General features: G+C 73.1%; 7 protein-coding genes and 1 pseudogene. 7 read left to right on the top strand and 1 reads right to left on the bottom strand.

The features are described from left to right. Window positions 1–85: 85 nt before the first annotated feature. The 7 genes and pseudogenes from FHX71_RS19040 (at window position 86) to FHX71_RS19010 (ending at window position 10,249) form a co-directional block, all read left to right on the top strand. Complete coding sequence (locus FHX71_RS19040; RefSeq protein ID WP_182619058.1) at window positions 86–1,285, top strand: HesA/MoeB/ThiF family protein; 1,200 nt, start codon at window positions 86–88, stop codon at window positions 1,283–1,285. 244 nt (window positions 1,286–1,529) lie between these two features. Further along, window positions 1,530–3,697 (top strand): annotated as a pseudogene (locus tag FHX71_RS19035) (PhoX family protein). Between the two features lie 137 nt (window positions 3,698–3,834). After that, entirely contained in the window at window positions 3,835–4,863 is a 1,029-nt protein-coding gene (locus tag FHX71_RS19030) for a hypothetical protein (RefSeq protein WP_182619057.1), read from the top strand. Beyond that, complete coding sequence (locus FHX71_RS19025) at window positions 4,860–6,440, top strand: phenylacetate--CoA ligase family protein (protein ID WP_220490203.1); 1,581 nt, start codon at window positions 4,860–4,862, stop codon at window positions 6,438–6,440. The genes FHX71_RS19030 and FHX71_RS19025 overlap by 4 nt, the downstream gene beginning before the upstream one ends. A gap of 232 nt (window positions 6,441–6,672) precedes the next feature. Then, window positions 6,673–7,836 carry a cysteine desulfurase family protein gene (locus tag FHX71_RS19020; RefSeq protein ID WP_246403434.1) on the top strand — a complete coding sequence of 388 codons (1,164 nt, stop codon included), beginning with the start codon at window positions 6,673–6,675 and terminating at the stop codon, window positions 7,834–7,836. Continuing rightward, window positions 7,833–9,098: a tRNA 2-thiouridine(34) synthase MnmA gene (mnmA, locus tag FHX71_RS19015; protein ID WP_182619055.1), complete on the top strand. Its 1,266-nt coding sequence runs from the start codon at window positions 7,833–7,835 to the stop codon at window positions 9,096–9,098. The genes FHX71_RS19020 and mnmA overlap by 4 nt, the downstream gene beginning before the upstream one ends. A gap of 113 nt (window positions 9,099–9,211) precedes the next feature. Next, window positions 9,212–10,249 (top strand): uroporphyrinogen decarboxylase/cobalamine-independent methonine synthase family protein, encoded by a 1,038-nt coding sequence (locus FHX71_RS19010; protein WP_182619054.1) that lies wholly within the window; start codon window positions 9,212–9,214, stop codon window positions 10,247–10,249. Between the two features lie 78 nt (window positions 10,250–10,327). Here the strand turns inward: FHX71_RS19010 and FHX71_RS19005 are convergent, their stop codons facing one another. Then, window positions 10,328–12,532: a prolyl oligopeptidase family serine peptidase gene (locus FHX71_RS19005; protein ID WP_182619053.1), complete on the bottom strand. Its 2,205-nt coding sequence runs from the start codon at window positions 12,530–12,532 to the stop codon at window positions 10,328–10,330. Window positions 12,533–12,825: the final 293 nt, after the last annotated feature.

Here is a 12,825-nt window from a genome sequence, read left to right as displayed (position 1 = left end):
CGCTTTGGGGCGACGCAAAGCGAAGAAACTTAGGTCTCAAAGGAGATGGGTGCGCCGGCCCCCTTCGAGGTGGTGGAATGACGTGATGGAGCCGTTCGTCACCCCCGCACGCGGGCTCGGGCCCGCCGAGCGCCGTCGGACCGCGCGGCACCTCCTGCTCGACGGCTTCGGCCTGGCGGCGCAGGAGCGCCTCGCCGCGTCGCGCGTCGTCGTGGTCGGCGCGGGCGGCCTCGGCTCGCCCGTGCTCCAGTACCTCGCGGCGGCCGGGGTGGGCACGCTCGGCATCATCGACGACGACGTCGTGGACGCCTCCAACCTGCAGCGCCAGGTGCTCCACTCCGCGGCCGACGTCGGACGCGCCAAGCCGGACTCCGCCGCCGACACGCTGCGCGGGCTGGCCCCCGACGTCGAGGTGGTCGCCCACCGCGAGCGGCTGACCCGCGAGAACGCCGCCGCGATCCTCGGCGGTTACCACCTGGTGGTCGACGGCTCGGACACGTTCGAGACGCGCTACACCGTGTCCGACGCCGCCGCGGGGCTGGGCCTCCCCGTCGTCTGGGGCACCGTGCTGGGCTGGGACGGGCAGGTCAGCGTGTTCTGGTCGGCCGCGCCGGACGGCCGCGCGATCACCTACCCCGACGTCTTCGGCCCGCAGCCGCCCGAGGGGGAGTCCTGCGCGACGGTCGGCGTGCTCAGCCCGGCGTGCGGTGTGGTGGGCTCGACCATGGCGGTCGAGGCCGTCAAGGTCCTGACCGGCACGGGCGACCCGGCGCTGGGCCGGCTGCTCGCCTACGACGCGCGCACCTCCGGCTGGGACACGATCGAGCTGGCGGCGCCGCCGTCCGAGGTCGCGCCCGAGACTGCGTTGTCCGACGTCGCGATGCCGGGCGAGGCCTTGACGCCGGGCGGGGCCGTGCCGACGACGTCCGCCGAGTCCGCTGGGACGACGTCGGCCGAACTCCTGGGGACGCCGTCCGCGGAGGCCACCGGGACGACGTCCGCCGAACTCCCGGCGACGCCGTCGGCCGAGCCCGCCGGGACGACGTCGGGCGAGGACGGGGTGCTGGTGCTCGACGTCGGGCTGCGGCCCGGGGCCGTACCCGGCGCGGTGTACGCGCGGCTGGAGGACCTCGCGGCCGGGACCTTCCCGCCCGAGCTGCTGGACCACCCGGTCGACCTGCCCGTGCTCGTCGTGTGCGAGCGGGGCCTGCGGTCGCGCGGCGCGGAGCAGCTGCTCCGCGCGGAGGGCTGGCGCCACGTCACGAGCCGCGCGCTGGTCGCCTAGCCACCCGCGGGCTGCCGCGGGCCGCGGAGTAAATGACTTCGGTCTTCTGCATCGAGACCGGTCCATCGTTGGACCGGTCTCGATGCAGAGGACCGAAGTCGACGCTGGCCCGGAGCCAGCCGGAAGCCAGCCCCTCCTGGACACCTGCCGTTCACCCGCGCGTACCTGACCTTTGGTGGGCGGGACATCGCCTGCTCCTAGGTTGGCGACGTCCTACCCCCCTTTTCGGACCGGAGAGCCTCCGATGACGATCGCCCCTGAGAACCGCCCGCTGCTGACGGTGCACACGCATGCGCGTGGCAAGCGCAGCCCCGTCACCTGTCGCCTCAAGTGCAATGACGCCTGCCTCCACCCCGCGCCGAACGAGAGCGCCAACGAGTACTTCAAGGACGTCGTGAGCTCGGTGCTGTCGCGCCGCGCCATGCTCGGCACCATGGCGGTCGCCGCCGGTGCCGTGGTGATCGGAGCGCAGGGCACCGCCGACGCGCCGTCGGCCGCCGCAGCGCCCCTGCCCGAGGGCCGGTTCCCCGGCGGCGGGCACAGCAAGGGCCTGTCCTTCGGCGCCATCGACCCGCAGCCCGTCGACGTCGACGCGCTGGTGGTCCCCGAGGGCTACACCTGGGACCCGATCATCCGCTGGGGCGACCCGATCCTGCCGGGCGGCCGCACCTTCGACCCGAACAACCAGTCGCCGGAGCAGCAGGCCAAGCAGTTCGGCTACAACTGCGACTACCTGGACATCCTCCCGATCCGCCCCGGCGAGAAGCACCGCGGGACGCGCGGCATCCTGGTCTCGAACCTCGAGTACACCAACCCCGAGATCATGTTCCCGCCCACCGCGAAGTACTGGGACACCGCCGCGGACGGCAGCCGCACCAAGAACGCCTACTCCCGCGCGATCGAGCGGGCGGCGCACGGCATGGCCGTCGTCGAGGTGCGCCGCCGGGGCACCGGCAAGCCGTGGGACTACCAGCGCATCAGCGTGCTGAACCGCCGCATCCACCTGGACACCGAGTTCGTGCTCGACGGCCCGGCCGCCGGCTCGGACCTGCTCAAGACGGCGGCGGACCGCACCGGCCGCCGCGTGCTGGGCACCATGAACAACTGCGCCGGCGGCACCACGCCGTGGGGCACCGTCCTGTCGGGCGAGGAGAACTTCAACGGCTACTTCGTGGCCGCCGGGGTCAACCCGACCGCCGACGCCCGCTACGGCATCGGTACCTCCACCAGCTACGGCTGGGAGGCCGACGAGCCGCGCTTCGCGCAGTCCGCGGGCTACGAGAACGAGGCCAACCGCTTCGGCTGGATCGTCGAGCTCGACCCGTACGACCCCACGGCCAAGCCCGTCAAGCACACCGCGATGGGCCGGTTCAAGCACGAGGGCGCCAACGTCACGCTGTCCCGCAAGGGCCACGCTGTCGCGTACATGGGCGACGACCAGGCGTTCGACTACGTCTACAAGTTCGTCTCGAAGGACCGCGTGGCCAAGGGCGACTCCCGCTGGGCGCGCACCCACAACAAGACGCTCCTGTCCGAGGGCGACCTGTTCGTCGCCAAGTTCACGGGCGACTCGCCGGCGTCGCAGATCGACGGCTCGGGCGCGGTCCCGTCCGACGGCTCCTTCGACGGCACCGGCGTCTGGCTCCCGCTCGTCGAGAACGGCCGCAGCAAGGTGCCCGGCATGTCCGTCGAGGAGGTGCTGGTCTACACGCGCCTCGCCGCGGACAAGGTGGGCGGCACCAAGATGGACCGCCCGGAGGACGTCGAGATCAGCCCGGTCACGGGCCGCATCTACGTGGCGTGCACCAACAACTCGGGCCGTACCCCGGGCAACGCGATCGAGGGCGCCACGGAGTCCACCCGCGCACCCACAAGGTCGTCGGCGGCGTGACCACCAACGGCAACCGGGACGGCCACGTGGTCGAGATCATCCCGTCCGGCGACCAGACCTCCACGCGGTTCACGTGGAACCTGCTGCTGGTCGCGGGCGACCCCGCCGTCGAGGGCACGTACTTTTCGGGCTACCCGAAGGACCGGGTCTCGCCCATCTCGTGCCCCGACAACCTGGCGTTCGACGCCGAGGGCAACCTCTGGATCTCGACGGACGGCCAGCCCAGCTCGTCGGCGATCGCGAAGTGCGACGGCCTGTTCAAGGTGCCGGTCTCGGGCCGCGAGCGCGGGCACGTGCAGCAGTTCCTCTCGGTGCCCGCGGGCGCGGAGACCTGCGGGCCGCTCGTCGACTCCCGCGACGGCATGGTCTACGTGAACGTGCAGCACCCGGGCGAGAACGGCAGCTTCGAGGCGCCGGACTCGTTCTTCCCGGACTACGTCGCCGCCGGCGTCCGCCCGGAGGCGGGCGACTTCCGCGGCCCGCGCCCGACGGTGGTCCAGGTCTACCGCGACCGCCACTGACCTAGTTCGTTGAGTGCGGGATATTCGCCCTTCCGGAGCGTCCGGAAGGGCGAATATCCCGCACTCAACATTTGGGGTGGGTAACGCTTTGACGTCTTTCAGGTCGGCGTGTGGGTGGCTCGGGCTAGGTTGCGGTCGTGTCGCACACCGAGCCGTGGCCGAGCATCGTCGAGGACGCCCGGCACTACCCGTCCCCGCACAACTCCCAGCCCATCAAGCTGCGCCCCGTGGACGAGTCCACCGCCGAGCTCTACTACGACCTCGACCTGGGGCTGCCTGCGGAGTCGTTCGGCATCCCGTTCGGGCACGTCTGCGCCGGCGTCTTCCTGGAGTCGCTCCGCACCGTCGCCGAGGGGCTCGGGTACGGGGTCGAGGAGAGCATCGACCACGGTGAGATGGACTTCTCCGGCACCAGCCGCCTGCACGGCCTGGGCACGGTGCGTCTCGTCCCGCTCCCGGTGTCCGACGACGCCCGCAGGCGGCTGGAGCTCTTCCGGTCCCGTCAGACGTCGCGCCGCCCGTACGACGCCCGCCTGGTGCCCGACGACGTCGTGGCCGCCGCGGCCGACGTCGCAGACAGCGCCGGCCACACGTTCCGCACCACCGCCGACCGCGCCGTCGTGCGCCGGCTGGTGCACATCAACCAGGCGACGCTGTTCTCCGACCTGCGCAACGACGCGGTGTACGAGGAGATCATGACCTGGCTGCGGTTCAGCAAGGACGACGCCCGCACCCGGGCCGACGGCCTGAGCGCCGAGGCCATGCTCATGCCCGGCGGCCTGCTCCGGTTCGCGATGAGCCACCGCGGCCTGTGGGACGCGCCCGTGATCGGCGGGGCGATCCGCGCCATGTACCTGAACACGATGCGCGGCGTGCGGCAGCTCGGCTGGCTGGAGGGCCCGTTCGCGCGGCCCGCCGACCACATCGAGGCCGGCCGCACGTTCATGCGCCTGTGGCTCGAGCTCACCGCCCACGGCGTGCGGCTGCACCCCTTCGGCACCGTGATCACCAACCCGGGCTCGCACCGCGCGTTCGCCGACGAGGTCGACGCCGACGAGAGCGGCGACCGGATGGCCTGGATGCTGTTCCGGTTCGGCTACAGCAAGACCCCGCCGGTGGCGCACCGCCGTCCGGCCACCTCGATGCTGCTGGGAGCCGACCGATGAGACGTGCCCTCGCCTTCACCCTCGTGGCCCTGGTGGACGCCGTCGTCCGCCCCCTGACGTACAGCGTGCACACGCACAAGCTGCTGCTCGGGCCCGGCATCGAGCCGCTGCGCTGGTGGCTCGGCCGGCTGCGCGCCTGGCGCACCTTCGACCTCGCGGCCCGGGAGGTGCCCGCCTACCGCGCGTTCCTCGCCGAGCACGGCCGGGACAGCCGGCTGCGCCGCACGGGCTCGCTCGCCGAGACGTTCCGGGGCATCCCGGAGATGGACAAGGAGTCCTACGTCAAGCGGTGGAGCATCTCCGAGCGGTGCATCGGGGGAGCGCTGCCGCGCCGCGGCGTCGTCGTTGACGAGTCCTCCGGGAGCTCCGGGACCCCCACGAGCTGGGTGCGCGGCAGCGAGGAGCGCGCCGCCACCCGTCAGCTCCTCCAGGTCGGCTTCGCGCGGACGGCGTCGTCCCTGCGCAAGAAGCCCTTCGTGCTGAACGCGTTCTCGCTGGGGGCGTGGGCCACCGGCATGAACGTCACGGCCTCGCTCACCGAGGTCACGATGATCAAGTCCTGCGGTCCCGACAAGGACAAGATCATCGCCACGATGCGGGAGTTCGGGACCGACTACACCTACATCATCACCAGCTACCCGCCGTTCCTGAAGTCCCTGTTCGAGGACGACCGGCTGGACTGGGCCGCCTACGACATCGTCGCGGCGTTCGGCGGCGAGGGCATCAGCGAGAACATGCGCTCGCACATCCTCAAGTACGCGCACAGCGTCTTCGGCTCGTACGGGGCCAGCGACCTGGAGATCAACCTCAGCATCGAGACCGACTTCACCGTCGCCCTGCGCCGCGCCATCAGCGCCGACCCGCGCCTGTCCGAGCGGCTGACCAGGACCGGCGAGTACGGCGTGCTGCCGATGATCTTCCAGTTCAACCCGTTCGACTACCTCCTGGAGACCAACGACGACGGCGAGCTCGTCGTCACCATCGCCCGCGACCGGAACATCAACCCCCGCGTCCGGTACAACATCCACGACCGCGGCCACGTGGCGCGCGTGCGCGACGTGCTGCCGGTGCTCAAGGAGCTCGGCCACCACACGGTCGTGGCCGAGAAGTTCCTCGACCTGCCGCTGCTGTTCCACTACGGGCGCTCCGACATGTCCGTCGACTACAACGGCGCCGTCATCGGGCCCGACGCCCTGCGCGACGTCGTGCACGGCGACCCCGAGCTGCTGGAGGCGATCGAGAACCACCGCCTGATCAGCTACGAGGACGGCCGCGGCGACCGCCAGCTCCACATCGCGCTGCAGCTCAGCGCCGCCGCGACGCAGGACGGCACCCTGGACCAGGACCGGTTCCGCACCTACGTCACCACCGAGCTGCGCCGCCGCAACGGCGACTTCAACAACGGCGTGCGCACCGCGCCCGACGGCACCCTGCCCACCATCGCGTTCTACGCCCACCGCACCGGACCCTTCGCCACGGACAGCGGCAAGCTGAAGAACGAGTACGTCTGGCAGCTCCCCGCCGGGGCCCTGGACGGGTGGGAGACGGACCTCTCGCACGTGTTCCCCCGGGAGTGAGCCCGGTGTGAGACCGGGTGCGTTCCCGGCGGCGGGCCGCCGGGCCCGGCGCGAGCATCGCGCGGCTCACACCCCGGGAAGCGTTCCCGGGCCGGATGCGTTCGTATGCTTGATGATCGTGACCACCCCGCCCCCTGGCCCGGCGCGCACGCCCCTGACGGCGAGCGGCGCCCACGGCGAACCCACCCGCGAGCCCGACGGCGCGTACCTCGACCACGCCGCGACCACGCCGATGTCGGCGGCGGCGCTCGCGGCCTACGTCGCCGAGGCGCAGCGCACCGGCAACGCGTCGTCGCTGCACTCCGCGGGCCGCACGTCCCGCCGCGCCGTCGAGGAGGCGCGCGAGACGCTCGCGAAGTCGCTGGGCGCGCGGCCCAGCGAGGTCATCTTCACCTCGGGCGGCACCGAGGCGGACAACCTGGCGATCAAGGGCATCTTCTGGGGGCGCCGCGCGCAGGACACGCGCCGCACCCGCGTGCTCGTCTCCGCCGTCGAGCACCACGCCGTGCTCGACCCCGCCTTCTGGCTCGCGGGCCACGCGGGCGCCGAGATCGTGCTCCTGCCCGTCGACGGCGAGGGCCGGCTCGACCTCGACGCCCTGCGCGCCGAGCTCGCCGCCCACGCCGCCGAGACGGCGCTGATCAGCGTCATGTGGGCCAACAACGAGGTCGGCACGATCCAGCCGGTCCGTGACGTGGTGCGCGCCGCGCGCCCCTACGGCATCCCCGTGCACACCGACGCCGTGCAGGCCGTCGGCCAGACCGAGGTCGACTTCGCGGAGTCCGGCGTGGACGCCATGACCGTCTCGGCCCACAAGCTCGGCGGACCGGTCGGCGTCGGCGCCCTGCTCGCCCGGCGCGACCTCGCGCTCGACGCGGTGCTGCACGGCGGCGGCCAGGAGCGCGGCGTCCGGTCCGGCACGCTCGACGCCGCCTCCATCGCGGCGTTCGGCGTCGCCACCCGGCACGCCGTCGGCTGCCTGCCCCAGCGCGCCGCCCGGCTGCGCGCCCTGCGCGACGACCTCGTCGCCCGGGTGGGCGTCGCCGCGCCGTCGGCCGTGCTGCGGGGCCCGGAGCCGGCGGGCGACCGCCTGCCCGCCAACGCGCACTTCACGTTCCCCGGCGCCGAGGGCGACTCGCTGCTCTACCTGCTGGACTCCGCCGGCGTGCAGGCGTCCACGGGCTCGGCGTGCCAGGCGGGCGTGCCGCAGCCGTCGCACGTGCTGCTCGCCATGGGCGTCCCCGAGGCCGAGGCCCGCGGCGCGCTGCGCTTCACGCTCGGCGCCACCTCCACCGAGGCCGACGTCGACCGGCTCGTCGCCGCGCTGCCGCAGGTCGTCGCCCGGGCGCAGGCCGCGGGCCTGGTGTCCGGCCGCGCGATGGGCGGTGCCTCGTGAGGGTGCTGGCCGCCATGTCGGGCGGCGTGGACTCCGCGGTCGCGGCCGCGCTCGCCGTCGAGGCGGGGCACGACGTCGTGGGCGTGCACATGGCGCTGTCCCGCAACCGGGACCAGTTCCGCAGCGGCTCCCGGGGCTGCTGCTCCATCGAGGACGCGGGCGACGCCCGCCGCGCCGCCGACGTGCTGGGCATCCCGTACTACGTGTGGGACCTGTCCGAGCGCTTCGAGGACACCGTCGTCGCCGACTTCCTGTCGGAGTACGAGGCCGGGCGCACCCCCAACCCGTGCGTGCGCTGCAACGAGCACATCAAGTTCGAGGCCCTGCTCGACAAGGCGACGGCCCTCGGGTTCGATGCCGTCGCGACGGGCCACTACGCGCAGATCGTCACGCGGGAGGTCGCGGCGTCGGGCACGGAGGCGGACGGCGGACCGCGCACCGTGCGCGAGCTGCACCGCTCGCCGAACGACGCCAAGGACCAGTCCTACGTGCTGGCCGTCGCCGGTCCCGACCGGCTGGCGCGGGCCATGTTCCCGCTCGGCGCCTTCGCGTCCAAGGACGAGGTGCGGGCCGAGGCCGCGCGCCGCGGACTGTCGGTCTCGGCCAAGCCGGACTCCTACGACATCTGCTTCGTGGCCGACGGCGACACCCGCGGCTTCCTGCAGTCCCGGCTCGGTTCCCGCCCGGGAGAGGTCGTGGACGTCGACGGCGAGGTGGTGGGCGCCCACGACGGTGCCTACGCGTTCACCGTGGGCCAGCGGCGCGGGCTGGCGCTCGGCCGCCCCGCCGCCGACGGCAGGGCGCGGTACGTGGTCGACGTGCAGCCCGCGACGAACACCGTGGTCGTGGGGCCCGCCGAGCTGCTGAGCGTGGACCGGATCGCGGGGGAGAAGGCCCTGTGGTTCGACGGCGTGCTGGAGCACGAGCCGGACGGCTGGTTCGACGCCGAGGTGCAGGTGCGCGCGCACGGGGCGCCGGTGCCGGCGCGGGTACGGGCTGTCGGTGGGGATGTCTCCGGGGCGGGTGCCGCTGATGCGGGTGCCGCTGGCGGGGGTGCCCCGGGCGCGGAGGGTTCCGTCGTCGAGGGCTCCGGCGCCGACGGCTCCGGGGCGGACGCCGTCGGCCCCGCGATGGAGATCGAGCTGACCGGCACGCCCCTGCGCGGCGTCGCGCCGGGGCAGTCCGTGGTGGTCTACCGCGGCACCCGGGTGCTGGGGCAGGCGACGGTCGCGCGCGCCTGGCGCGCTCCGGCCGAGAGGTAGCTGCGGGGCGGTACCGCGCAGGGCTGTGCCAGGCACGGCTGTACCGCGCACGGCGGCGCGTCCGGGAGAATCAGCACCACGATGCTTGAACGACCCCTGAACGAGGAGAGCCGATGACTGCGGTGAGCGGGCACGGGCCCTGGCCCGGCGGCGAGCGCGACGTGCTCGAGGCGCAGCAGACGGCGCTGGGCGAGCTCGCGGAGCTGCCCACCGGCGTCGACCCGGTGCCGTTCCTGACGCAGCTCACGCAGCGCGGCCCCGGCGCGGACGCCCTCGGGCGGACGGCGGCGCTGCTGACCGAGATGCCCGTCGAGCTCGGCCCGCACGGCTGGAAGCTCACCGAGCGACCCGGCGCGGACGCCCGGCGCGCGGACGCGTTCTGGCGCGACGACCTCGGCGCGCTCGCCATCGCCGCGCACGGCCACACGGGCGCGCTCACGGTGGAGGTGCTGGGGCCGTGGACGCTGGCGGCCCAGCTCTGGTCGGCCCGCGGCGACCGCGTGCTGGCCGACACCGGCGCCCGCGCCGAGCTCGCGCTCGCCCTGGCCGACGGCCTGCGCACCCTGGTGTCCGACGTCGTGGCCCAGGTGCCCGGCGCCGCCGTGACGGTGCAGCTCGCGGAGCCGCTGCTCGGGCAGGTGCACGCGGGCGTCCTGCCCACGTTCTCGGGGTTCTCGCGGCTGCGTGCTGTGGACGGCCCGGGGATCGTCGGCGGGCTGGAGCCGGTGCTGGCCGCGGTGCGCGACGTCGGCGCCCGGTCGGTGGTGCACCTCGGCGGCACCTGGGTCGGGGTGCCCCCGGTGGTGCTCGCGGGTGCGGACGCGCTGGGGCTCGACCTGGCCGACGTCGGGCCGGGCGGCTGGAACGAGAAGGCCTGGGAGCTGATCGCCCGCGCCGTCGAGCGCGGCACCGGGCTGTGGGCGGGGCTGCCGCCCGCGCAGGTGTCGCAGTGCGCGGGGCCGGCGCTGGGTCAGCTCGCCGACGTCGTCGGGGTGCCGTGGCGACGCATCGGCCTGCCCGCCGCCCAGCTCGCCGACGTCACGCTGCTGGCCGCCCCGCGCCGCCAGCTCGGGTCGGCGGACGCCCACCGCACGGAGCTCGCCAACCTGGGCCGAGTGGCGGAGGCCCTGGCCGAAAAGGCGGAGGCCTGACCCCCTTCTCTTTGAGACCTAAGTTTCTTCGCTTTGACGCCCGTCAAAGCGAAGAAACTTAGGTCTCGAAGGAGAGGGTCAGGCGGCCGGGGTGGTCGACAGGCGGTTCCAGAGGAACGTCCAGTGCGTCGCCGCCATGTACGCCGCCTGCGCGTTGTTCGCCGCGCCGCCGTGTCCGCCCTCGATGTTCTCGTAGTACGTCACGTCCTTGCCCGCGGCCAGCATGAGCGCCGCCATCTTGCGGGCATGGCCGGGGTGCACGCGGTCGTCCTTGGTCGACGTCGTGAACAGGACCGGCGGGTACTCCCGCGCGGCGTCGAACAGGTGGTACGGCGAGTACCTGCGCAGGAACTCCCAGTCGGCGGTGTCCGGGTCGCCGTACTCGGCCATCCAGGACGCGCCGGCCAGCAGGTGCGAGTACCGCTTCATGTCCAGCAGCGGCACGCCCACGATGATCGCGCCGAACAGCTCCGGGTACTGCGTCAGCATGTTGCCCGCCAGCAGCCCGCCGTTCGAGCGGCCCTCCATCCCGAGCCGCTCCGGCACAGTCACGCCCGTGGCGACGAGGTCGCGGGCCACGGCCGCGAAGTCCTCGTACGCGCGGTGCCGGTCGGCCTTGAGCGCGGCCTGGTGCCAGGCCGGCCCGTACTCGCCGCCGCCGCGGATGTTCGCCACGGCGTACACCCCGCCGCGCTCCAGCCACGCGCGCCCGATCGTGCCCGAGTACCCCGGCAGGATCGCGTGCTCGAACCCGCCGTAGCCCCAGAGGAGCGTCGGGGCGGGACCGCTCTCGCCCGACACGAGGTCCGCCCGGCCGACGACGAAGTACGGGACGCGCGTGCCGTCGTCCGACTCCGTGAAGCGCTGGCTGACCTCCAGGCCCGCGGCCTCGAAGTACGACGGCGCCGACTTCAGCACCTCCGGCGCCTCCTGCGCCGCGCCCACGGTGGTCAGGCTCAGCGTCGACGGCGTCAGGTATCCCGTCGTGACCACCCAGACGTCGTCGGCGTCGACGACGTCCACCGCGCCCACGCCCACGGTGAGCAGCTCGCCGCCCACGGAGAGGTCGGAGCGCACCCACCCGCTGTCGCTGGTCGAGCCTGTCGAGACCCGGGTCTCGACAGGCTCGACCACCGAGGCGTCGGGCGGCGTCAGCACGTGCAGCAGGTTCTTCACGTCGTCGAGCACGTTGACCACGAGGTGGTGCCGCGTCCAGGTGGTCCCGGCGAGCGACGTCGTCGGCGTCGGCTCGAAGAGGACCGTCAGGTCGCGCGACCCGGCCATGAAGTCGTCGAACGGGGCGGCGAGCAGGGAGCCGGCGCGGTAGGTCGTGCCCGACGGCGTCCAGTCGTCGCGCAGCCGCACCAGCATCCACTCGCGGTGCAGGCCGACGTTCGCCGAGTCCGGCACGTCGATCTTGGTGAGGGCCTGCTCGTCCGTGCCGACGCCGGTGGCCAGGTACGTCTCGTTGGCGTAGAAGCGCAGCGCGCGGTGCACCAGGTCGCGCTCGAAGCCCGGCGTGTGCGAGCGCGAGGCGCTGATGTACATGTCCTGCTCGGTGCCCTCGTAGACGAGGGTCGCCTCGGCCAGGGGCGTGCCGCGCGTCCACCGCTTCACCTGGCGCGGGTAGCCCGACGGCGTCATCGTGCCGGCCCCGAAGTCCGTGAACACGTAGACCGTGTCGGCGTCGACCCAGGACAGCCCGCCCTTCGCCTCGGCCCGGACGAACCCGCCGTCCTCGGGCGCCACGAACTGCTTGGTCACGAGGTCGAACTCGCGCGTCACGTCGGAGTCGGAACCGCCGGGCGACAGGTCGACGAGCGCGTGCCGGCGGGGCTCGCCCGCCGCGAGCTGCTCCGGCGTCGGGCGCAGCACGCTCGCGCCGTGCCAGACCCAGCTCTCGCCCTCCTGCTCGCCGAGCGCGTCCAGGTCGAGCACCGTCTCCCACTCGGGGTCCGCTGTGCGGTACGAGTCGAGGGTGGTGCGGCGCCACAGGCCGCGCTGGTGCGCCGCGTCCTGCCAGAAGTTGTAGTAGTGCTCGCCGACCTTCGAGACGTGCGGGATCTTGTCGTCCGAGTCGAGGACCTCGCGGACCTCGCCCTCGACCGCCGTGAAGAGGTCGCCGCCGAGCACGGCCGCGCTGTGCGCGTTGCGCTCGCGGACCCAGTCCAGGGCGGTCTCGCCCTCGACGTCCTCGAGCCACGCGAACGGGTCCGTCGCGGGGTCCAGGGGAGTGTCGGGGAGAGCGGTTCGGGGGTCGGTCTGGGTGTGCTCGGCGCTCATGTCGAGCACCCTACGCGGCCGGTCGCGGGCGTCGTCCGCAGAGGGCCCGCTTGCCGTACGCCAGAAGCGAATGTGCCCGTTTTTTGCTGATTTGGGGGGTTACCGGACCACGGGCTCTCCCCATTCCTCACTGGCACATATTTTCGCACTTCGCACCACGGCCGTGCCCTTCCACGCGTGGGACGCACTGTGGTAGAAACTGCACTCCAGGGGGTTGTTCGCCCTCTTCAGCCGAGTTCGAGGTCCAGGCGGCATCCACCGTGCCCGGACACCGGACTCTGACGACACAACTA

The sequence above is a fragment of the Promicromonospora sukumoe genome, from assembly GCF_014137995.1.
GTDB lineage: Bacteria > Actinomycetota > Actinomycetes > Actinomycetales > Cellulomonadaceae > Promicromonospora > Promicromonospora sukumoe.
This window is presented reverse-complemented; position numbering and strand designations above follow the sequence as displayed.